The organism is Pseudomonas sp. FIP_A4 (assembly GCF_036701605.1).
In the GTDB taxonomy this organism is placed as follows: Bacteria; Pseudomonadota; Gammaproteobacteria; order Pseudomonadales; family Pseudomonadaceae; genus Stutzerimonas; species Stutzerimonas phenolilytica.
In genome coordinates this window covers 269,417-290,988 of sequence record NZ_JAYDXP010000126.1, presented here as the reverse complement: position 1 = coordinate 290,988, position 21,572 = coordinate 269,417, and the positions used below count along the sequence as shown (strand labels likewise).

Annotated in this window: 22 protein-coding genes and 1 pseudogene; 9 read left to right on the top strand and 14 right to left on the bottom strand. The window is 65.2% G+C overall.

From position 1 onward, the window contains the following. Positions 1 to 2: 2 nt before the first annotated feature. Both U8L64_RS14550 and rloA2 read right to left on the bottom strand, forming a co-directional pair. Positions 3 to 266: a DUF4212 domain-containing protein gene (locus tag U8L64_RS14550; protein WP_043297837.1), complete on the bottom strand. Its 264-nt coding sequence runs from the start codon at positions 264 to 266 to the stop codon at positions 3 to 5. Between the two features lie 622 nt (positions 267 to 888). Next, positions 889 to 1,398 (bottom strand): retropepsin-like aspartic peptidase RloA2, encoded by a 510-nt coding sequence (gene rloA2, locus U8L64_RS14545; RefSeq protein ID WP_043297836.1) that lies wholly within the window; start codon positions 1,396 to 1,398, stop codon positions 889 to 891. 177 nt (positions 1,399 to 1,575) lie between these two features. On the opposite strand from rloA2, the gene dbpA reads away from it, so the two are divergent. The 3 genes from dbpA (at position 1,576) to U8L64_RS14530 (ending at position 6,549) form a co-directional block, all read left to right on the top strand. Further along, complete coding sequence (dbpA, locus tag U8L64_RS14540) at positions 1,576 to 2,955, top strand: ATP-dependent RNA helicase DbpA (RefSeq protein ID WP_043297835.1); 1,380 nt, start codon at positions 1,576 to 1,578, stop codon at positions 2,953 to 2,955. Positions 2,956 to 3,122: 167 nt separating this feature from the next. Then, the gene (gene yccS / locus U8L64_RS14535) at positions 3,123 to 5,318 is read left to right on the top strand and encodes a YccS family putative transporter (protein ID WP_043297834.1); all 2,196 of its coding nucleotides are present in this window, start codon (positions 3,123 to 3,125) and stop codon (positions 5,316 to 5,318) included. Positions 5,319 to 5,415: 97 nt separating this feature from the next. Beyond that, a complete protein-coding gene (locus U8L64_RS14530) occupies positions 5,416 to 6,549 on the top strand; it encodes an NAD(P)/FAD-dependent oxidoreductase (protein WP_442965294.1) in 1,134 nt (377 codons plus the stop codon). A 10-nt stretch (positions 6,550 to 6,559) separates the two neighbouring features. Here U8L64_RS14530 and U8L64_RS14525 read toward each other — a convergent pair whose 3' ends face one another. From U8L64_RS14525 to U8L64_RS14505, 5 genes and pseudogenes are all read right to left on the bottom strand, one after another. Next, on the bottom strand, positions 6,560 to 6,742 hold the full coding sequence (locus U8L64_RS14525; RefSeq protein ID WP_036997356.1) for a hypothetical protein: 183 nt from the start codon (positions 6,740 to 6,742) through the stop codon (positions 6,560 to 6,562). A gap of 82 nt (positions 6,743 to 6,824) precedes the next feature. Further along, positions 6,825 to 7,046 (bottom strand): annotated as a pseudogene (locus U8L64_RS14520) (hypothetical protein); the annotation flags it as partial. Positions 7,047 to 7,259: 213 nt separating this feature from the next. After that, positions 7,260 to 7,733: a hemerythrin domain-containing protein gene (locus tag U8L64_RS14515; protein ID WP_333398129.1), complete on the bottom strand. Its 474-nt coding sequence runs from the start codon at positions 7,731 to 7,733 to the stop codon at positions 7,260 to 7,262. 94 nt (positions 7,734 to 7,827) lie between these two features. Next, positions 7,828 to 8,106 (bottom strand): DUF3509 domain-containing protein, encoded by a 279-nt coding sequence (locus U8L64_RS14510; RefSeq protein ID WP_008568455.1) that lies wholly within the window; start codon positions 8,104 to 8,106, stop codon positions 7,828 to 7,830. Between the two features lie 168 nt (positions 8,107 to 8,274). Beyond that, positions 8,275 to 8,910: a class I SAM-dependent methyltransferase gene (locus tag U8L64_RS14505; protein WP_156716086.1), complete on the bottom strand. Its 636-nt coding sequence runs from the start codon at positions 8,908 to 8,910 to the stop codon at positions 8,275 to 8,277. A 209-nt stretch (positions 8,911 to 9,119) separates the two neighbouring features. Here U8L64_RS14505 and U8L64_RS14500 point away from each other — a divergent pair, with 209 nt between their 5' ends. Next, positions 9,120 to 9,500 (top strand): response regulator, encoded by a 381-nt coding sequence (locus U8L64_RS14500; RefSeq protein WP_138300905.1) that lies wholly within the window; start codon positions 9,120 to 9,122, stop codon positions 9,498 to 9,500. An 82-nt stretch (positions 9,501 to 9,582) separates the two neighbouring features. Here the strand turns inward: U8L64_RS14500 and fba are convergent, their stop codons facing one another. The 7 genes from fba to U8L64_RS14465 form a co-directional block, all read right to left on the bottom strand. Beyond that, the gene (gene fba / locus U8L64_RS14495) at positions 9,583 to 10,647 is read right to left on the bottom strand and encodes a class II fructose-bisphosphate aldolase (protein WP_333398128.1); all 1,065 of its coding nucleotides are present in this window, start codon (positions 10,645 to 10,647) and stop codon (positions 9,583 to 9,585) included. 155 nt (positions 10,648 to 10,802) lie between these two features. Next, positions 10,803 to 11,135, bottom strand: a complete 333-nt coding sequence (locus tag U8L64_RS14490; RefSeq protein ID WP_234303177.1) for an MliC family protein — start codon at positions 11,133 to 11,135, stop codon at positions 10,803 to 10,805. 21 nt (positions 11,136 to 11,156) lie between these two features. Further along, positions 11,157 to 11,351, bottom strand: coding sequence for a hypothetical protein (locus tag U8L64_RS14485; RefSeq protein ID WP_043297829.1), 195 nt, complete (start codon positions 11,349 to 11,351; stop codon positions 11,157 to 11,159). A 111-nt stretch (positions 11,352 to 11,462) separates the two neighbouring features. Continuing rightward, on the bottom strand, positions 11,463 to 12,626 hold the full coding sequence (locus tag U8L64_RS14480) for a phosphoglycerate kinase (RefSeq protein WP_333398127.1): 1,164 nt from the start codon (positions 12,624 to 12,626) through the stop codon (positions 11,463 to 11,465). A gap of 50 nt (positions 12,627 to 12,676) precedes the next feature. Continuing rightward, a complete protein-coding gene (gene epd / locus U8L64_RS14475; protein WP_333398126.1) occupies positions 12,677 to 13,723 on the bottom strand; it encodes an erythrose-4-phosphate dehydrogenase in 1,047 nt (348 codons plus the stop codon). Between the two features lie 105 nt (positions 13,724 to 13,828). Beyond that, positions 13,829 to 15,826 carry a transketolase gene (gene tkt, locus U8L64_RS14470; RefSeq protein ID WP_054094387.1) on the bottom strand — a complete coding sequence of 666 codons (1,998 nt, stop codon included), beginning with the start codon at positions 15,824 to 15,826 and terminating at the stop codon, positions 13,829 to 13,831. A gap of 87 nt (positions 15,827 to 15,913) precedes the next feature. Beyond that, positions 15,914 to 16,834, bottom strand: coding sequence for a LysR substrate-binding domain-containing protein (locus U8L64_RS14465; protein ID WP_333398125.1), 921 nt, complete (start codon positions 16,832 to 16,834; stop codon positions 15,914 to 15,916). 163 nt (positions 16,835 to 16,997) lie between these two features. On the opposite strand from U8L64_RS14465, the gene U8L64_RS14460 reads away from it, so the two are divergent. From U8L64_RS14460 to U8L64_RS14440, 5 genes are all read left to right on the top strand, one after another. Continuing rightward, entirely contained in the window at positions 16,998 to 17,894 is an 897-nt protein-coding gene (locus tag U8L64_RS14460; protein WP_043297824.1) for a TauD/TfdA family dioxygenase, read from the top strand. After that, on the top strand, positions 17,891 to 18,493 hold the full coding sequence (locus U8L64_RS14455) for a LysE family translocator (RefSeq protein WP_054094384.1): 603 nt from the start codon (positions 17,891 to 17,893) through the stop codon (positions 18,491 to 18,493). The genes U8L64_RS14460 and U8L64_RS14455 overlap by 4 nt, the downstream gene beginning before the upstream one ends. 82 nt (positions 18,494 to 18,575) lie before the next feature. After that, entirely contained in the window at positions 18,576 to 19,589 is a 1,014-nt protein-coding gene (locus U8L64_RS14450) for an ArsR/SmtB family transcription factor (protein WP_333398124.1), read from the top strand. Next, positions 19,590 to 20,780, top strand: a complete 1,191-nt coding sequence (gene metK, locus U8L64_RS14445; protein WP_008568471.1) for a methionine adenosyltransferase — start codon at positions 19,590 to 19,592, stop codon at positions 20,778 to 20,780. A 285-nt stretch (positions 20,781 to 21,065) separates the two neighbouring features. Beyond that, the gene (locus U8L64_RS14440; RefSeq protein ID WP_054094382.1) at positions 21,066 to 21,572 is read left to right on the top strand and encodes a hypothetical protein; all 507 of its coding nucleotides are present in this window, start codon (positions 21,066 to 21,068) and stop codon (positions 21,570 to 21,572) included.

The window sequence follows — 21,572 nt, the reverse complement described above, 5'->3', positions numbered from 1 at the left end:
GGTTACTCCTCAACGCCGAATTCTTTGTCCAGTTTGTTCATCCGCCACGCGTAGTGAAAGATGATCAAAAGGAACGTGATAATCGAGCCTTGTTGAGCAAACCAGAAGCCGATATCCGCACCCCCGATGTGAATGCCCATTAACATCGGACGCAGGATGATGCCCAGGCCATAGGCCGCGAAGGCCCACGCCACCAAGCTCCATACTATAAGGCGAACATTCGCCTTCCAGTACGCAGTCGCGTTTTCGTTATTGTTGTCAGCCATTGACGCGTTCTCCATCTTATTATTATTGCAAGGGAATGGAATCCACATTGCCGAATCTAACAAAGGAGGCTTCGCCAATGAAAGCCCCGACTTTAGTAGGACGAGCGAAACAGCGCAGACGTAGCGAAGCCCCTCATACGGGTAAAACCAGCTGCCAGGCGCACCTGACTTCGCACCTCCCCCGAAGCCTGACCCCCAGGTTAAAGCTGATGCGCAGCCTGCAGCAACATCTTGAAACATGAACCGACCGGTCACAAAACCGACTCACCGGTCGCAGAAATCGAGACGCCCAGACCTCGCTAAACTTCAATTCAATAATTTAAAGTCAATAACGGCGAAATACTTCGCCGAACAATCGGCAATTCAACTTGAAAGCCGATCCCAGATTAATAAAACGGACATCATCCTTTCACAAAAGGCAAGCACCCCTCTTTTGTTTAATCCTTCGCTGATAAATAAAAACAGACGCTTGTGATTGGCGACACACTAGTTCATAGCTAGAAAAAAGCGTTGCCCGGACGGGTCACTTCCGGTACCACCCACCGCCGAACAAGCAGAGCGCGGCGGTGAGTGGCAATGCACACCAGCAGGAGTCGAGCGGTGCGCGAACTCCACTGACGGATCAGCAGGTCGGGCGACCTGCCGTATACCGGTCTGCCGGATCGATCGCGGCGCGCAGGTCGCGAATGACCTCGGTACCGATCAGCAAGGGATAACTGAAGTGGGTGCGGTCCGTCAGGTTCACCTCGGCCTCGCGCAGCTGATCGCCGATACACAGCTGCATGCCAATGATCGGCCGCTCGGCACGTGGCGGTTCGCGCTCGGGATCGACCGCACTCCCCTCCTCCGCACGCGTCTTGATCCGGCTGATACCCAGCATGCGCTGTTCATAAAGGGTGTCATCGGCACCATCGACTGCCAGCCGGAAACGTACCCAGTCCTCGCCATCACGCTCAAACTGCTCGATGTCGCGGGCCGACAAAGACGCCGTCATGGCCCCCGTGTCCATCTTGGCCGGCAGGATCTTGCCGAGTTCTTCGATCCTGATGTGTTCATAGCGACCATACAGGGTTGGCTCGTCTGCCAAGACTGGCAGTGCAAACAATCCGAGAAAGAACAAAGCGCGGAACAAAACGACCTCCTCAATGGGGAAATGGACAATTTTCGATCAACAGCCCCGTGCGGGGTTCCGCTCACATAGCTTTCAGAACGTTTCGCCAGCCATACGGATGACCCGGCCGGCGCGGTGCGGCGCCCGTACCGGCTGCCTGATAGACTGCCGTCCGCCTCCCTTGCGAAGACTCCCGCCGTGTCCAGTACCGACTTTTCCTCACTACCCCTTTCCGCCGCCACCCTGGCCAACCTCGCCGCGCTCGGCTACACCGAGATGACGCCGATTCAGGCGCAGAGCCTGCCGGTCATGCTCAAGGGCCGCGACCTGATCGCCCAGGCCAAGACCGGCAGCGGCAAGACCGCCGCCTTCGGCATCGCCCTGCTGGAGCCGCTCAACCCGCGCTACTTCGGCTGCCAGGCGCTGGTGCTGTGCCCGACCCGCGAGCTGGCCGACCAGGTCGCCAAGGAACTGCGCCGGCTCGCCCGGGCCGCGGACAACATCAAGATCCTCACGCTTTGCGGTGGTGTATCCATCGGCCCGCAGATCGCGTCGCTGGAGCATGGCGCGCATGTCATCGTCGGCACCCCCGGGCGGGTGCAGGAGCATCTGAAGAAGGGCACGCTGAGCCTCGACGGGCTCAACACGCTGGTTCTCGACGAAGCCGACCGCATGCTCGACATGGGGTTCTACGACGCCATCGCCGAGGTCATCGCGCAGACGCCCGCGCGGCGGCAGACCCTGCTGTTCTCGGCCACCTACCCGGCCGGCATCCAGCAGCTGGCGACGACATTCATGCGCGATCCGCAGTCGGTCAAGGTCGCCGCGCTGCATGATGACGTGCAGATCGAACAGCGCTTTTACGAGATCGCCGCCGAGCAGCGCCTGGAGGCCGTGCTGCGTGTGCTCGCCAGCTTCCGCCCGCAGAGTTGCGTGGCATTCTGCTTCACCAAGCAGCAGTGTCAGGACGTGGTGGACTACCTCGGCGCGCGCGGCATCTCGGCGATGGCGCTGCACGGCGATCTGGAGCAGCGCGACCGCGATCAGGTGCTGGCCATGTTCGCCAACCGCAGCCTGTCGGTGCTAGTAGCCACCGACGTGGCGGCACGCGGCCTGGACATCGACGCGCTGGACATGGTGATCAACGTCGAACTGGCGCGCGATGCGGAGATTCACGTGCATCGCATCGGCCGCACCGGGCGTGCCGGCAATCGCGGTCTGGCGGTCAGTCTGGTGGCGCCGGCCGAAGCGCATCGCGCCCAGGCCATCGAAAAGCTCCAGCAGACGCCGCTGAACTGGCAGCCGCTCGACAGTCTGAAGGCCAAGGCCGGCGAGCCCCTGCAGCCGCCGATGGTGACGCTGTGCATCGCCGCCGGTCGCAAGGACAAGCTGCGCCCGGGCGATATCCTCGGCGCGCTGACCGGCGAGGCGGGCATCGCCGGCAGCCAGGTCGGCAAGATCGCGCTGTTCGATTTCCAGGCCTTTGTCGCGGTCGAGCGCGGGGTGGCCAGGCAGGCACTCAAGCGCCTGAATGAAGGGCGCATCAAGGGACGTTCGCTGAAGGTCAGGCAGCTCTAGAACCGTTGTCGATCCCGGTGGCAGATCGCTCGGCGCGACGATAAACAGAAAGATGACTGCGCGGTGGTGCCAGACCGGCGTTGCGGTATAAGTTTTGCGTTGCGAACGCCCCGCCCGCGTCGGGCCGGCGATTCGATACCCCATCCTCCGTCAAGGCCGACCTTTACATGCCGACCGCCTCGCTCCGCCAATCGCTGCGTCGCCTCTGGGCGCTGGAGAAGTTCGGCTACAGCCTGCGCGTGCTGATCGCGCTGGCCGGGAGCATGGGCCTGAGCAGCTGGCTCGGACAGCCCGCGCTGGTTATCCCGCTGTTCCTCGGCATCATCGCCAGCGCGCTGGCGGAAACCGACGACAGCTGGCGCGGCCGCCTGGGCGCGCTGCTGGCGACCCTGCTGTGCTTCAGCGTGGCGTCGGTCTCGGTGGAACTGCTGTTCCCCTACCCCTGGTTGTTCGCCCTCGGACTGGCGGTCTCGACATTCGTGCTGGTGATGCTCGGCGCGCTCGGCGAACGCTACGCAACCATCGCTCAGGCCACGCTGATTCTGTCGATCTACAGCATGATCGCCGCCGACCAGCGTGACGGTGCCAGCCTCAACTTCTGGCGCGATCCGCTGCTGCTGCTCGCCGGTGCCGCCTGGTACGGCCTGCTCTCGGTGCTGTGGGACGCACTGTTCACCCACCAGCCGGTACAGCAGAGCCTGGCGCGGCTGTACCGCGAGCTGGGACAGTACTTCAAGCTCAAGGCCGCGCTGTTCGAGCCGATTCGCTCACTCGACGTCGAAGAGCGGCGGCTGCAGCTGGCACAGCAGAACGGCCGGGTGGTCAGCGCACTCAACGCCGCCAAGGAAACCCTGTTGCACCGCCTGGGCGACGGCCGCCCGGGCACGCGGATCAGCCACTACCTGAAGCTGTACTTCCTCGCCCAGGACCTGCACGAGCGCGTCAGCTCCTCGCACTACCCCTATCAGGCGCTCGCCGAGGCGTTCTTCCATAGCGACGTGCTGTTCCGCTGTCAGCGCCTGCTGCGCCTGCAGGCCAGCGCCTGCGCCGAGCTCGGCACCGCCATCCAGCTGCGCCAGGCGTTCCACTACAGCGAAGCCAACGCCCAGGCGCTCGATGACTTGCAGGCGTCGCTGGATCATCTGCGCGAGCAGCAAAACCCAGCCTGGCGCGGACTGCTGCGCTCGCTGCGCGCGCTATCCGGTAATCTCTCGACCATGCAGCGCCAGCTCGCCAGCGCCAGCAATCCCGATTCCCTGGCCGGCGAGCAGGACAGCAGCCTGCTCGACCGCCAGCCGCAGACACTGGGCGAGGCGCTCAACCGCGTGCGCCTGCAATTGACGCCCACCTCGCTGCTATTCCGTCATGCGCTGCGCATGAGCATCGCGCTGGTCTGCGGCTATGCGGTACTGCACGCGATCCATCCGGAGCAGGGCTACTGGGTGTTGCTGACCACCGTGTTCGTCTGCCAGCCCAACTACGGCGCGACGCGCATCAAGCTGGTGCAGCGGGTCAGCGGCACGGTGCTCGGCCTGCTGGCGGGCTGGGCGCTGTTCGATCTGTTTCCCGGCACGCAGGTGCAGGCACTGTTCGCGGTCATTGCCGGCGTGGTGTTCTTCGCCACCCGCAGCACGCGCTACACCCTGGCGACCGCGGCAATCACCCTCCTGGTGCTGTTCTGCTTCAACCAGATCGGCGACGGCTACGGCCTGATCTGGCCGCGACTGTTCGACACCCTGCTGGGCAGCGCCATCGCCGCGGCCGCGGTATTCCTGATCCTGCCGGACTGGCAAGGCCGTCGGCTGAACCAGATGGTGGCCAACACGCTGAGCTGCAACGCCGACTACCTGCGGCAGATCATGCGCCAGTACGAAAGCGGCAAGCGCGACGACCTGGCCTACCGCCTGGCGCGGCGTAACGCGCACAACGCCGACGCGGCGCTGTCCACCACCCTGTCGAACATGCTGCTGGAGCCGGGGCACTTTCGCCGCGACGCCGAGAGCGGCTTCCGCTTCCTGGTGCTCTCGCACACGCTGCTCAGCTACCTGTCCGGCCTCGGCGCGCATCGCGAAACGCTGCCTGACGATGCCAGCGACGCGCTGCTCGAAGACGCCGCCGAGCGCCTGGCGCAGAGCCTCGACGAACTGGCCACGGCGCTGCGCGACGGCCGCGCGCCCACCATCCACAGCGACGAGGAAGAGGCGCTGGCGCAGCAACTCGAACAGCTTCCGGAGGATATCGACGACGGCCACCGCCTGGTGCAGACCCAGCTCGGCCTGATCAGCCGGCAGCTGGCGCCGCTACGCAGCATGGCGGTGCACCTGCTCAAGCTGGGCAGCGCGCCGCCCGCCGGGCAGCCGTAGCGCCGCCGGCACGGTAAGATGCGCGCCTTTTCGCGAACGAGGGCAAGCCGTGCGAACTACTGAGGTCATCATCATCGGCGCCGGCGCCGCCGGCCTGATGTGCGCATTCAGCGCCGCGCGACGCGGCCGCCAGGTGCTACTGCTCGATCATGCCAACAAGGCCGGCAAGAAGATCCTCATGTCCGGCGGCGGACGCTGCAACTTCACTAACCTGTATACCGAGCCGGCGAACTTCCTTTCCAGCAATCCGCACTTCTGCAAATCGGCGCTGGCGCGCTACACGCAGTGGGATTTTCTCGAGCTGGTCGGACGCCACGGCGTGCCGTACCACGAGAAGAAGCTCGGCCAGCTGTTCTGCGATAACAAGTCCAGCGACATCCTCGAGATGCTGCTCGCCGAGTGCAGCGATGCCGGTGTCGAGCTGCACCTGAACACGGCGATCCAGACGATCGAGAAAACCGCACAGGGCTATGCGCTGGAAACCGGCCTCGGCGCGCTGCACTGCCAGTCGCTGGTGATCGCCACCGGCGGTCTGTCGATCCCAACGCTGGGCGCCAGCGGCTTCGGCTATCAGGTTGCCCGCCAGTTCGGCCACACCGTGCTGCCGACGCGCGCCGGCCTGGTGCCTTTCACCATCACCGAGCCGGCGCTCAAGGCGCTGTGCGGCGAGCTGTCGGGGACGTCGGTAGATTGCCGGGTGAGCTGCAATGGGCAGAGCTTCCGCGAGAACCTGCTGTTCACCCACCGCGGCCTGAGCGGTCCGGCGATGCTGCAGATCTCCTCCTACTGGCAGGCCGGCGAGGCGTTGGCAATCGACCTGCTGCCCGAGCGCGACGCCGAGCAGTGGTTGTTCGACGAGCAGGCGGCGCGACCGAATATCGAGCTGAAGACGCTGCTGGGCGAGGTGTTCACCCGCAAGATGGCGACGCTGCTCTGCGAGCTGTGGTTCGCCTCCAAACCGCTCAAGCAGTACACACCTGCCGAGCTGAAAAGCGTGGCGGCGCGGCTGAGCGACTGGCAGCTGGTGCCGGCAGGTACCGAGGGCTATCGCACCGCCGAAGTCACGCTCGGCGGCGTCGACACGCGCGAGGTGTCATCCAAGACGATGGAATCGCAGAAGTCGGCGGGCTTGTATTTCGTTGGTGAAGTGCTGGACGTAACCGGCCACCTCGGTGGCTTCAACTTCCAGTGGGCCTGGGCCTCCGGCCATGCAGCCGGACAGTGCGTCTGAGGCGAGGCGTTTATTCGGCAGGCGGCGTCGATGGCGGCGACACCTCGCCGGGCCCGGCGGGATCGGTCGCGGTGTTGTGATACTCCTGTGCGTTTTCCTCGACGTTCTCCAGCGCGGAGTCCTGCTCGTCTTCCGGTGAACAACCGAGCAGCAGACCGAGGGCGCAGCACAGCAGTAGCGTTGTTGGCTTCATCGTGATCTCCGTGGCATCGCATTGGTTGCGGGAGCCTGCGCTCCCGCAACCACTCGGCTCACTGCGAGCTGGTGCTGCCACCGGCCGGCGGCGTAGTGGTGTCGCCAGTGGTGCCGGTGCCCGTCCCGGTTTCCGGAGCAGGGGTCGGAGCCGGAGTCGGCTCTGGAGTCGGAGCCGGCGCGGTCGAAGGCGCGGCGGGCTGCTCGGTGGTCGCCGGCGGCGGAGTGGGTTCGGACTGCTTGTCTTCGCCACAGCCAACCAGCAGCAGACCAAGCAGCGGGGGCAATAGATAGGTGAGACGCATGGATAACCTCCTTCGGGTGAACCGGCGGCGGGCCGGCAAGTTCTGGAATCGTCAGATTCACGGGAGATAGACCGCCGTTGCGGCCAAGAGTGCCGCTGCCATGGCAGTTTCCACAGCGGCAATCGCGCGCGCCGATTGCCAGCGCGTCAACAGTACGGACAGCGTGCTCCGTCAGCCTCATGAGCGGACGGAGCACGGCGCTCTGACGAGACCTCAGGCCGCCTGCTTGGCGGCGAACTCCTTCTTCATGCGCGAACGCAGCGCCTCCATCTGCTTGCCCATGTCTTCCAGCTGGGCCGCGTCGAACATCTCGCGCGCCTGCGGAAACATCTCCGATTCCTCTTCCTCGAGGTGATGTTCGAGCAACTCCTTGCACACCTTGGCGCGACCGGAGAACTCCACGCTTGCCGGATCGGTGGCCTTGAGATCAGGCAGCACCAGCGAATCCACCGCGCGATGCTCCTCCTTGGCCTCGTAATACATCTTCAGCTCTTCCTTCGCGCCGGCGTCCTTGTAGGCGGGGTAGAGAATCTGTTCTTCCAGCTGGGTATGGATGGTGACCTCCATTTCCAGCTTGTGCAGCAGCTCGGTACGGGTCTTGACCGCCCGCTCGGTGGATTCGATCAGGCGCGTCAGGATGTCCTTCACGCGCTCGTGGTCCTGGATCAGCAGGTCGATGGCATTCATCAGGCTTTCCTCTCGTGACGGTGATACGACGCCCGGCTCTGCGGCCTGGTCGGATGCCGGGCGGCGCCGCTTGCGCAGCCAGCCCCGCGCGTCCTCAGGCGTACTCGTAGGTCGGCAGCGCCGTGCGGCTCTGACTCTGCAGGTGGGCGATGGCCGGAGACATTCCCGCTTCCAGCGCCAGATCACGGCGGATCGAGCTGACCACCCACTGCAACTGGATCTCCGCCTGGGTCTGCCCCTTGGACAGGGCGCGCTTGATGATGGTCCGATCGTCGTTGCGCAGGGTCAGCAACAGGCCGCCATCCGGGCGGGGAGCGGTGAGCACTTCGAATTCGGGAAACGCGGCAGTAAGAAAACGTTGGGCTGCATTCATTGTTCTGCTCCGGTAAAAGTTTCCAGCATTCGAAACAGGAGCAGCGTTCATGCCAACCCAACAAACGCAATTTTGTCTATTAAAATCAATGATTTATTGAAACACGCCCAACCCGGCGATCTTGCATTACGCATGATCGCCTGGCTTGCAGGTTGCATTCTGCGTGACTCATCGATCGGCTGCAGGCTTGCGCCAGACGCTCGCCAGCCATGGCTGCTGCGCACGCGGCAGGCCACTGGGGCGGTAGTAATGTTCCAGCTCCTGGAAATCCGCCGCACACAGCTGCGCACGCCAGGTCGGCCAGTCGTACCAGCAACCGTAACGACCGCCGCTCCAGCCTTCCTCATTGTTCCCGCGCGGATTGGAGCAGAACAGCACCCCGCCCGGCCTGAGCGTAGCGCGTAGCTGGCGCAGCACCCGCGGCAGTTCGCGACTGGGCAGGTGGAACAGCACGGCATTGGCGAAGATGCCGTCGAATGCCGCGTCCGGCAGCTCCAGGCGCAGCAGGTCCTGATGCCAGACGTCACAACCGCTGTCGGCACGCGCCATCGCGACGAAGGGTTCGGCACCGTCCAGCCCCACGGCGATATGCCCAAGCGCGGTGAAGGTCTTCAGATCGCGCCCGGGGCCGCAGCCGAGATCGAGGATGCGCAGTGGCGACGGCGCATGGATATGTTTCAGCAACGCGGCGATGTTCTGGCTGACATCATGGTCGCGCGTGCCGGCACGGAACGCCTCGGCGCTCTGCCGGTAGTGGTCGAGGGTACGTTCGGCAATGGCCTGCGGCGGTTCGGGTTCGCTCATCGCAGCTCTCCGCAAAAGCCTGAGCCTAGCCGCGCCGGCACCTCGCGGCCAGTCCTCGCGCCGGCAGGGGGGCACCAAGGTAGCGGTTGACGACCGTACGCTGATCGCTGAACTTGCCAGGGCGGTCCTGCTCCAAGCTCATGGCGCTGCGTTAGCCATGCGCCGCGCCGATATCGCAACTGTCATGAAAAACTCCGAGAATTGCGCCGATGCAGCCTGTCCCTAGCAACGTCGTCCTGCTCGTCGAAGACGAGCCGCACATTCTCTTTCTGTTGTCCGAGTACCTGGCCGGCGAGGGCTATCAGGTGCTGCAGGCCGACAGCGCCGCCCGCGCCTTCGAGATTCTGGCGACCAAGCCGCGCCTCGACCTGCTGATCAGCGACTACCGGCTGCCGGACGGCGTGTCCGGGGTGATGATCGCCGAGCCCGCGCTGAAGCTGCGCCCGGACCTGAAAGTGATCTTCATCAGCGGCTACCCGATCGAGATCTATGAGTCCGGGAGCGATCTGGCGCGCGCCGCGCCGGTGCTGGCCAAACCCTTTTCGCTGGATTCGCTGCGCAGCCAGATCCAGCAGTTGCTGGCTAGCTGAGCGCGCCCGCAGCGCGTAACCCGCCGAACACCAGACATGAAAAAGCCCGCACGAATGCGGGCTTTTTTCCTGGCCGAATCGATCAGTTGATCTTCGGGTCCAGCTCACCGCTGGCGTAGCGCTGGAACATGCCTTCCAGCGAGATCGGCTTGATCTTGCTGGCATTGCCGGCAGTGCCGAAGGCTTCGTAACGGGCGATGCAGATGTCGCGCATGGCCGCCACGGTCTTGGCGAAGTACTTGCGCGGGTCGAACTCGGCCGGATTCTTCGCCATGAATTCGCGGATCGCGCCGGTGGACGCCAGGCGCAGGTCGGTGTCGATGTTGACCTTGCGCACGCCGTACTTGATGCCCTGGACGATTTCCTCGACCGGCACGCCGTAGGTTTCGCCGATCTCACCGCCGTACTGGTTGATGATCTTCAGCCACTCCTGCGGCACCGAGGAGGACCCGTGCATCACCAGATGGGTATCCGGGATGCGCGCATGGATCTCCTTGATACGCTGGATCGACAGGGTGTCGCCGGTCGGCGGCTTGGTGAACTTGTAGGCGCCGTGGCTGGTGCCGATGGCGATGGCCAGGGCGTCGACCTTGGTGGCTTTGACGAACTGCGCGGCCTCTTCCGGATCGGTCAGCAGCTGACTGTGGTCGAGCACGCCCTCGGCGCCCACGCCGTCTTCCTCGCCGGCCATGCCGGTTTCCAGGCTGCCCAGGCAACCCAATTCGCCTTCCACGGACACGCCGCAGGCATGCGCGAAGGCCACGGTCTGCTGGGTCACGAGCACGTTGTAGTCGTAGTCAGCCGGGGTCTTGCCGTCTTCCTTCAACGAGCCGTCCATCATCACCGAGGAGAAGCCGAGCTGGATCGAGCGCTGACAGACGTCCGGGCTGGTGCCGTGGTCCTGGTGCATGCACACCGGGATGTGCGGGAATTCTTCGATGGCGGCGAGGATCAGATGGCGCAGGAACGGGGCGCCCGCGTATTTGCGTGCACCGGCGGAAGCCTGGACGATCACCGGGGAGTCGGTCTTGTCGGCCGCTTCCATGATGGCGCGCATCTGCTCGAGGTTGTTGACGTTGAAGGCCGGCACGCCGTAGCCGAACTCGGCGGCGTGGTCGAGCATCTGGCGCATGCTGATGAGTGCCATGTTTTCCTTTCTCCCGGTCAGGGTCGTTTAATCGTGTAAGCCTGCCGCAGTGGCCGGCGCTGTTCAAGCACGGCACGCTGGGCGCGGCATTGTAGTGGCGGGCACGCCAATTACCAGCGCCGACCGCGGCTTTTGCATCGAAGGCGCGGGGTCGGCTAGAGGTTGATCAGCGAGGCGCTGCAGCCATGGGCCAGCAGCTCGTCATCGGTCACGCGGTAGACCAGCGCCTCGTTGCCCTTGTCGTGGAACGCAATCACGCCGTCGCTATAGAAACTGCCGTAGGTGGCAGGTTCCCGCTTGAGCGTATGAATGCGTTCGTTGTCGCCGATCTTCAGGTCGATGGCAGTCTTCCCGCTGTCGGCGTAGCGCCAGCCGATATGCTGCTGGCCTTTGCACTTCCAGCGCACGAACGGCGCGTCCGGGCCGGACTGCCAGTGACCACAACCGGCCAGCAGCAGCGCCAGGGCGAGAATCGACAGGCCTTTCATTACGGCTCCTTGGCTATGGGATCAGGGACATTCCTGCAGATCGGTGCGGGTGGTCACCGTCGGGTCACCGGTGGCCTGCATCTCGACCCGTTGGTCGCGCTCGGCCGTGGGACCACTGGCCGCAGGCGGCTCGAACACTTCGCAGGCGGTATCCGGGGGGTCGCCGGCACAACCTGCCAGACCCAGACAGCAAACAGCCAGAACGACATAGCGCATGGTGCATCCCCTTTCCTTGTGTCTGACACAACACAGACCACAGGCACCGGCCGGGGTTGCCACGCCGTTGATTGCCAGGCAGGCCGCGACCTGCCCGGCAGGTCGTCGCGATTACTCGGCGCCGCGCTGTTCCAGCACCTCGACCGCCGGCAGCACCTTGCCCTCGACGAACTCGAGGAAGGCGCCACCGCCAGTGGAGATATAGGAAATCTGCTCGGCGACACCGTACTTGTCGATCGCCGCCAGGGTGTCGCCACCGCCGGCGATGGAGAACGCCGGGCTCTGGGCGATGGCCTGGGCCAGCACCTTGGTGCCGTTGCCGAACTGATCGAATTCGAACACACCGACCGGTCCGTTCCACAGGATGGTCTGCGAGGCCTTGAGCATCTCGCCGAACATGGCCGCGGTCTTCGGCCCGATATCCAGGATCATGTCGTCATCGGCGACATCGCCGATGGCCTTGACCGTGGCCTCGGCGCGTTCGGCGAACTCCTTGGCGACCACCACGTCGACGGGCAGCGGCACGGCAACCTTGGCCGCGATGGCCTTGGCGGTGTCGAGCAGATCGGCTTCATGCAGCGATTTACCGACCTTGTAACCGGCCGCGGCGAGGAAGGTGTTGGCGATGCCGCCGCCGACGATCAGCTGGTCGCAAATGTCGGCCAGCGAGGTCAGCACGTCGAGCTTGGTCGACACCTTGGACCCGGCGACGATGGCGACCATCGGCCGCGCCGGCTTGTCCAGGGCCTTGCCCAGTGCTTCCAGCTCGGCAGCCAGCAGCGGGCCGGCGCAGGCGACCTTGGCGAACTTGGCCACGCCATGAGTCGAGCCCTGGGCGCGATGCGCGGTGCCGAAGGCGTCCATGACGAAGACGTCGCACAGCGCGGCGTATTTCTGCGCCAGCTCGTCGGTGTTCTTCTTCTCGCCCTTGTTGAAGCGCACGTTCTCCAGCAGCACCAGCTCGCCCGGCTGGACCTCGACGCCGTCGAGGTAGTCCTTGATCAGCGGCACGTCACGGCCGAGGGCCTTGGACAAGTAATCGGCGACCGGCTTGAGGCTGTCTTCCTCGCTGTAGATGCCCTCTTCCGGACGGCCCAGGTGCGAGCAGACCAGCACCGCGGCGCCTTTCTCCAGCGCCAGCTTGATGGTCGGCAGCGAGGCCAGGATGCGTGCGTCGCTCTTCACCGCGCCATCCTTCACCGGCACGTTGAGGTCTTCGCGGATCAGCACGCGCTTACCGGCGAGGTCGAGGTCGGTCATCTTCAAAACGGTCATGTTGATCTTCCTTAAGGTCGATAGGCAGCGATGTTGCAAGGCACGGCTCGCTAGGCGCGATGAGCCACGCGCAGATAATGTTCGGTGACGTCCAGCATGCGATTGGCGAAGCCCCATTCGTTGTCGAACCAGGCCAGCAGGTTCACCAGCCGCGGCCCGGAGACCCGCGTCAGGCTGCCGTCGACGATCGCCGAATGCGGGTCGTGATTGAAATCGCAACTGGCATGCGGCAGTTCGGTGTAGGCCAGCAACCCCTTGAGCGGGCCGACTTCGGCCGCCTGGCGCAGCACCCGGTTGATCGTCTGCGCATCGGTATCGCGCGCGGTCTGCAGGGTGATATCCAGGCAGGAGACGTTCACCGTCGGCACTCGCACCGCTTTGGCCTGAATCCGCCCGGAGAGTTCCGGCAGTAGGCGCTCGATGCCGCGCGCCAGGCCGGTGGACACCGGAATCACCGACTGGAAGGCCGAGCGCGTGCGGCGCAGGTCCTCGTGGTGGTAGGCGTCGATCACCGGCTGGTCGTTCATCGCCGAATGGATGGTGGTGATCGAGGCGTACTCGATCCCGAGTGCATCGTTGAGCAGTTTGAGCAGCGGCACCCCGCAGTTGGTGGTGCACGAGGCGTTGGACACCAGCCGTTCGGTGCCGGTCAGCTGCTGCTGGTTGATGCCCATCACCACGGTGGCGTCGATGTCGGCGGCGCTGGCCATCGGCTGCGAGAACAGCACCCGCGGCACGCCGGCGGCGAGAAATCGCTCGCCATCGGTGCGAGTGGTGTAGGCGCCGGAGCACTCCAGTACCAGATCGACCTCCAGCGCCCGCCAATCGATGGCCTCCGGCGTCGACTCGCGCAGCACCTTCACGCAGTGGCCGTTGAGATGCAGGCAATCGCCAACCACGCTCACCTCACCGGGAAAGCGACCGTGGGTGGAGTCAAATCGGGTGAGGTATTCCAGGCTGGCCATGTCAGCCAGGTCGTTGAGTGCGACGAACTGAAAATCGAAGGCGCCGCCGCGCTCATAGAAGGCACGCAGCACGCAACGGCCGATGCGGCCGTAGCCGTTGAGGGCGACGCGATAGGGACGGGCGTTGGCCATCGGATTCGTCGATCCTGTCGGGGAAAACCGCTGTGCGGGTTTTGCCCCCTGCACAAGGTGATTGACGTAGGGTGGATGGCCGAAGCCATCCACCGCCGCGCGAGATCAGTCTTCCAGCAGTTCTTCGGCCACCGCGAGGATGTTCTCGACGGTGAAGCCGAACTCCTCGAACAGCTGGCCGGCCGGGGCCGACTCGCCGTAGGTGGTCATGCCGATGATGCGGCCGTCGAGGCCGACGTACTTGTACCAGTAGTCCGCATGCGCCGCCTCGATGGCGATGCGTGCACCGACCTCCACCGGCAGCACCTGCTGCTTGTAGGCCGCGTCCTGGGCGTCGAACACACTGGTGCAAGGCATGGAGACGACGCGCACCTTGCGGCCTTGCGCAGCCAGCTGGTCGGCGGCCTGCACCGCCAGGCTGACTTCCGAACCGGTGGCGATCAGGATCAGCTCGGGCTCGCCGACGCAGTTCTTCAGGATATAGCCACCGCGGGCGATGGCCGCTTCGGTTTCGTTGTCACGCACATGGAACGGCAGGTTCTGCCGCGAGAAGATCAGCGCGCTCGGGCCGTCCTTGCGCTCGAGCGCGTACTTCCAGGCCACCGCCGATTCGACGGTATCGGCCGGGCGCCAGGTGTCCAGGTTCGGCGTGGTGCGCAGGCTGGTCAGCTGCTCGATCGGCTGGTGGGTCGGGCCGTCTTCACCGAGGCCGATGGAGTCGTGGGTGAACACGTAGAGCACGCGCTGCTTCATCAGCGCCGACATGCGCACGGCGTTGCGCGCGTACTCCATGAACATCAGGAAGGTCGCGCCGTAGGGAATCAGGCCGCCATGCAGGGCGACGCCGTTCATGATCGCGGCCATGCCGAACTCGCGCACGCCGTAGTACATGTAGTTGCCCGAGGCATCCTCGGCGACCACCGGCTTGCAGCCCTTCCACAGGGTCAGGTTGGAGCCGGCGAGGTCCGCCGAGCCGCCGAGCAGTTCCGGCAGCAGCGGGCCGAAGGCGTTCAGGCAGTTCTGGCTGGCCTTGCGGCTGGCGATGGTCTCGCCCTTGGTGGCGACTTCACGGATGAAGGCGGACGCCTTCTCAGCAAAGTCCGCCGGCAGCTCGCCGGCCATGCGCCGCTTGAATTCGGCGGCCAGTTCCGGGAACTCGGCCGCGTAGGCGGCGAAGCGCTGGTTCCACGCGTTCTCCGCGTCGGCGCCCTTCTGCTTGGCGTCCCACTCGGCGTAGATATCGGCGGGAATCTCGAACGGCGGGTGGTTCCAGCCCAGCGCCTCGCGGGTCAGGGCGATCTCGGCGTCACCCAGCGCAGCGCCGTGGCATTCTTCCTTGCCCTGCTTGTTCGGCGAGCCGAAGCCGATGATGGTCTTGCAGCAGATCAGCGTCGGCCGGTCGCTCTTGCGCGCGGTCTCGATGGCGATCTGGATTTCGTCGGCGTCGTGGCCGTTGACGTTGCGGATCACCTGCCAGCCGTAGGCCTCGAAACGGCGCGGGGTGTCGTCGGTGAACCAGCCGTGCACCTCGCCGTCGATGGAGATGCCGTTGTCATCGTAGAACGCGGTGAGCTTGTTCAGCCCGAGCGTACCGGCCAGCGAGCAGACCTCGTGGCTGATGCCTTCCATCATGCAGCCGTCGCCGAGGAACACGTAGGTGTTGTGGTCGACGATCTCATGGCCAGGGCGGTTGAACTGCGCGGCCATGACCTTCTCGGCCAGGGCGAAGCCCACGGCGTTGGCGATGCCCTGGCCCAGCGGGCCGGTGGTGGTCTCGACGCCGGCGGTGTAGCCGAACTCCGGGTGGCCCGGGGTCTTGCTGTGCAGCTGGCGGAAGTTCTTCAGGTCGTCGATCGACAGGTCATAGCCGGTCAGATGCAGCAGCGAGTAGATCAGCATCGAGCCGTGGCCGTTGGACAGCACGAAGCGGTCGCGGTCGGCCCACTGCGGGTTGGTCGGGCTGTGCTTCAAGTGGTCGCGCCAGAGCACTTCGGCGATGTCCGCCATGCCCATCGGGGCACCTGGGTGGCCGCTGTTGGCTTTCTGCACGGCATCCATGCTGAGTGCGCGGATGGCATTGGCTCGCTCACGACGGCTGGGCATCGCTGATCTCCTGCGGGGTGTACGTAGAAAAAGGCGGCCATTTTCCCCTTTCGCGGGAGAGGGGGCAATGACTGAATGGCCGCGGCTTCAGTCGAGCAGGCGCACACCCTGGGCCTGCACATCGGGCAGATGGGCGAGCAGGTAATCCTTCATCTGCGCCAGCACCGGATGCGCCGCGCCGTGGGCAGGCCAGACCAGGTAGTAGCTGTCGCCGGAGCGCACCGCGGCGTCGAACGGCAGCGCCAGCGTGCCGCGCGCCAGCTCGGCACCGACCAGCGCCAGATCGCCGATCGATACGCCGTGGCCTTGCGCCGCCGCGGAGATACCCAGCTCCAGGGTGTCGAACAGCTTGCCCTGCTGCCAGGGCACGACGTCGGCCAGGCCGACCCGCGCCAGCCAGCGCCGCCAGTCGCGGCGGTCGCGCGAGGGGTGGATCAGCTCGGCCGCCGCCAGCCGCGCGGCGTCCCAGGGTTGATCGCCGAGCAACGCCGGCGCGCAGACCGGCACCAGCCACTCATCGAACAGCTTCAGGCAGTGGCCATCGGCGGCCAGCGCGGCGTCGCCGAGCAGGATCGCGCAATCGAACGGCTCGCTGCTGAAGTCCACCGCATCGAGGTCCATCCAGGCGCTGGTCAGCTGCACGCGCTGCTGGGGGTAGGCCAACTGGAACGCTTCCAGCGTACTCAGCAGCCAGCGCATGGTCAGCGTCGAAGGGGCCTTCAGGCGCAGCGCGCCACGCTGGCGGGTCACCGCGATGCAGGCATTCTCGATGGTGCCGAATCCCACCTTCAGCTCCTGTGCCAGCCGGCGCCCGGTGTCGGTCAGCGACAGCCGCGAGCCGCGTCGCTCGAACAGCTGGCAGCACAGCTGCTGTTCCAGCGTCTTCACGTGCCGGCTGATTGCACTTTGGGTGATGCACAGGCTCTGCGCCGCCTCGGTGAAGGAGCCGAAGCGTGCCGCCACCTCGAAGGCGCGCAAGGCGTACAGCGGTGGCAGCCGGATCGTCACCGGACACCTCCGCGGCATGAGTAAAAGTTATCCCAGCAGGTCGTTTTTTCCATTTTTCAGCGCCTCGCTCCGTTCCGATACTCCGACGCCAAGGGCCTTGCTCGGGACGACAACGTCCGAGCGAGCGCACCGCCCGATCAACAAAAACTCAGGGAAGGATGACATGTCCGCGAATAATTTCGACCACCTTCTGGCTGCCAGCATCGAGCGCGGCGGGCTGGACCGGCAGCAGATCGCGCAGATCCTCAGCTTCAAGCTGTTCGGCAACCCGACCGGTTTCCTGCACCTGAGGCAGCTGCCGATCGGCGAGATTCCTCCGACTCCGATCAGCCGCGAGGCGCTGCACAAGCACGACGACAGCAGCGAACGGCTGCTGCTGCAGGCGACCGTGCTGCTCGGCGAACCGGTCGGCTACCTGCAGGAATCCGGCGGCGCGATCGTCAACAACTTCTTCCCGCAGCGCGGGCAGTCGCGCGCGGCGACCTCCGACAGTTTCGACACCGAACTGGACCTGCACACCGAGAACGCCTTCCATGCCATCCAGCCGGATTACCTGCTGCTGCTCTGCCTGCGTCAGGACCCGGCGGCCGAGGCGATCACTTATATCGCCTCGGCCGAGCGCATCCTCGCCAGGCTGAGCTACGAGGAACAGCTGTTTTTCCTCAACGAGCCGTACAACTTCCTCTCCGACTACGGCCCGAACGAAAAGAACCAGCGCATCGACATCGACAAGCACCAGACGGTGCTCTACGGCGATCCGGACGCACCGTTCCTGCGCTTCGATCCGCAGTTCATGCTCGCCTTCAGCAATCGCGCCCAGACCCTGCTGGAACGGCTGCGCGCCGTCGCCTGGTCGGTGGCCGAGCCGATCCGGCTGTGCCCGGGCGATCTGCTGATCATCGACAACCGCCGCACGGTGCACGCGCGCAGCCGCTTCGATGCGCGCTTCGACGGCAGCGACCGCTGGATCCAGCGCGCGTTCGCCATCTGCAACCCGCGCTTCTATGCCGAGCGGCTGGGCAAGCAGCATCGGGTGTTCGGCCTGGTGACCGAACTATGAACGCCACCTATCTCGCCTTCGCCTCGGCGGTCGCCCTGCTGATCGCCTCTCCCGGACCGGTGGTCGCGCTGGTGGTCGCCGATGCGCGGCGCGTCTGGCCGCTGTGGACGATTCTCGGCGGCGTGCTGTCGGCGCAGGTGCTGATGGTCGGTGCGCTGCTGGCGATCTACCTGGCGCTGGATTTCGAGCCGGTGGTGCTCGAATGGGGCCGGGTGATCGGCGGCCTGTACCTGATCTGGCTCGGCGCCGACAGCCTGTGCGGCGGCGGCAGCGATGACCGGCAATCGGCCCGGAGCCAGACGCATCACTTCTGGCGGGCGATGGCGGTCGGCCTGTCGAACCCCAAGGACATCCTGTTCTTCCTCGCCTTCCTCCCCGGTTTCATCCTGCCCGCGCAGCCGTTCGCACCGCAGGCGCTGACGCTGATCGCGATCTGGGCGGTCATCGATCTGTGCGTGCTGCTCGCCTACAGCCTGCTCTCGCGCCGGCTCGCCGGCACGGGGCTGGTGCAACGGCTGCTGGATATCCTGCCGGGCTACTTTCTGGTCGGCCTCGGACTGGTCTCCTGCTCGCTCGGTGTGCTGCGCATGCTGGAGTGACCCTACGCCGCACAGGGCAATATCAAAACTTTTTGATATTGCCCTTGCTGTACGAAAAGTGACCGACTAGACTGCGCGACCTATGAGCCTGCGCATACCCCAGATCCGTTTCGACGCCAGCGATTCGCTCGCCGCCCTGTGCAAGGCCGGCGGCGATCCGCTGCGCCTGAACGTGCTGCGGGCGTTGGCCAGCGATTCGTTCGGCGTGCTCGAACTGGCGCAGATCTTCGCCACCGGCCAGTCCGGCATGAGCCACCACCTGAAGGTGCTGACCCAGGCGGGTTTGCTGGCAACCCGCCGCGAAGGCAACGCGATCTTCTACCGGCGCAACCTGCCGCAGAGCGACAGTCTCGGCGGCAAACTGCACGCGGCGCTGCTCGAAGAAGTCGATCAGCTGGAGCTGACCACCGAGGTGCAGGCGCGCATCGCCGCCGTACACGCGCAGCGCAGCGCCGCCAGCGAGGATTTCTTTGCGCGCATGGCCGGCAGCTTCCAGGCTCGCCAGGACCTGCTCGCCGGTCTGCCGCAGTACCGCGACAGCGTGCTGGCCCTGCTCGATGCGCTGAATTTCGACGCCACCGCGACGGCACTGGAAGTCGGCCCCGGCGACGGCAGCTTCCTGCCGGAACTGGCCAGTCGTTTCCGTCACGTGGTGGCGCTGGACAACAGCGCGGCGATGCTCGAACTGGCGCGCGCCCGCTGCGAGCAGGCCGGCCTGGACAACGTCGAGCTGAAACTCGCCGACGCACTGCACGACGAATGCCCGCCGGCCGAGTGCGTGGTGCTGAACATGGTGCTGCATCATCTGGCGGCGCCCGGCGAGGCCCTCAAACAACTGGCGCGACTGGTGAAGGCAGGCGGCAGCCTGCTGATCACCGAGTTGTGCAGCCACAACCAGAGCTGGGCCAGGGAGGCCTGCGGCGATCTCTGGCTAGGCTTCGAACAGGACGATCTGGCCCGTTGGGCCGATGCCGCGGGGCTCACGCCCGGCGAGAGTCTCTACATTGGCTTGAAGAACGGTTTTCAGATCCAGGCCCGGCACTTTTCCCGGCCCGCCGCTGACGACCGACTCACACCCGGTAATAGGAACCGATAGATGAGCGAATACTCGATTTTCACCTCCGAGTCCGTGTCCGAAGGGCACCCGGACAAGATCGCCGACCAGATCTCCGATGCGGTGCTGGACGCCATCATCGCCGAGGACAAGCACGCCCGCGTGGCCTGCGAAACCCTGGTCAAGACCGGTGTGGCGATCGTCGCCGGCGAAGTGACCACCTCGGCCTGGGTCGATCTGGAGCAGCTGGTGCGCGACGTTATCGTCGACATCGGCTACAACAGCTCGGAAGTCGGTTTCGACGGCGCCACCTGCGGCATCATCAACATCATCGGCAAGCAGTCGGTGGACATCGCCCAGGGCGTCGACCGCTCCAAGCCGGAGGACCAGGGCGCCGGCGACCAGGGCCTGATGTTCGGCTACGCCAGCAACGAGACCGACGTGCTGATGCCGGCACCGATCCGCTTCTCCCACGCGCTGGTCGAGCGCCAGGCCGAGGCACGCAAGAACGGCCTGCTGCCGTGGCTGCGCCCGGACGCCAAGAGCCAGGTCACCTGCCGCTACGAGAACGGCAAGGTCGTCGGGATCGACGCCGTGGTGCTGTCGACCCAGCACAATCCGGAGGTCAAGCAGAGCGACCTGCGCGAGGCGGTGATGGAGCTGATCATCAAGCACAGCCTGCCGGCCGAGCTGCTGCACAAGGACACCCAGTACCACATCAATCCGACCGGCCAGTTCGTCATCGGCGGCCCGGTGGGTGACTGCGGCCTGACCGGTCGCAAGATCATCGTCGACACCTACGGCGGCATGGCCCGTCACGGCGGCGGCGCGTTCTCCGGCAAGGACCCATCCAAGGTCGACCGCTCGGCCGCCTACGCCGGCCGCTACGTGGCGAAGAACATCGTCGCCGCCGGCCTCGCCGAGCGCTGCGAAATCCAGGTGTCGTATGCCATCGGCGTAGCCCAGCCGACCTCCATCTCGCTGAACACCTTCGGCACCGGCAAGCTCGGCGACGACAAGATCATCGCCCTGGTGCGCGAGCACTTCGACCTGCGTCCGTACGCGATCACCCGCATGCTCGACCTGCTGCACCCGATGTACCAGGCCACCGCGGCCTACGGTCACTTCGGCCGCACCCCCTACGAGATGACGGTGGGCAACGACACCTTCACCGCCTTCACCTGGGAGCGCACCGACAAGGCCGACGCCCTGCGCGCTGCTGCCGGGCTGTAAGACGTCACCCGCTGTATGCGAGCCCCGCCGGCGCAAGCCGCGCGGGGCTTTTTTCTTTGCGCAGTCGATAGGCCAGCAATCACGCCACCAGCAGTGCGGCAACCCGTCGCAGCAAAGCGACGACCGCCAGCAATACCGCCGCCTGAGCCGCCGCAGGGAAGCGCATCGCGGCGGGTCGGCGGGTTTACCCCGATTTCCGCTCCCGCCTACAATGATGGCAAAGCGCCATGCATGTATCGCCGCGCTAAGGATTTCACACAACGATCAGGGATAAGGAAAACGATCATGATCAAACGCTGCTGCCTATCGCTCGCCATCGCCACACTGATCACCGGTTGCCAGAGCACCGGCGAGCAATATCAGGCCGATGTCTTCGATGCCACGCAGGTCAATACGCAGCAGGAGGCCAAGACGGTGCAGATCGTCACCGTCTCCCCCACCAAGATCAAAGTCAGCAACGAGAAGAACAAGAAGGCCGCGATGATGGTCGGCGGTCTGCTCGGTGCCATCGGTGGTGCGGCACTCGGCAACCAGAACAACACCGATACCGCCATCGTCGGCGGTGTCGCCGGTGGCGCCGCCGGTGCCATGGCTGGCTCGCTGGTCAGCGACACCACGCTGGTACCCGGCGTGCTCATCGGTTATTCGGAGAACGGCAAGATCTTCACCTCGGCCCAGGTCGGTCGTCCGTGCGAATTCAAGGCCGGTGAAATCTCGCTGATGGTGATGACCATGAACAACGAGACACGCATCCAGCCGAACGCCACCTGCCCCGAACCGCAGAAAGGTTGA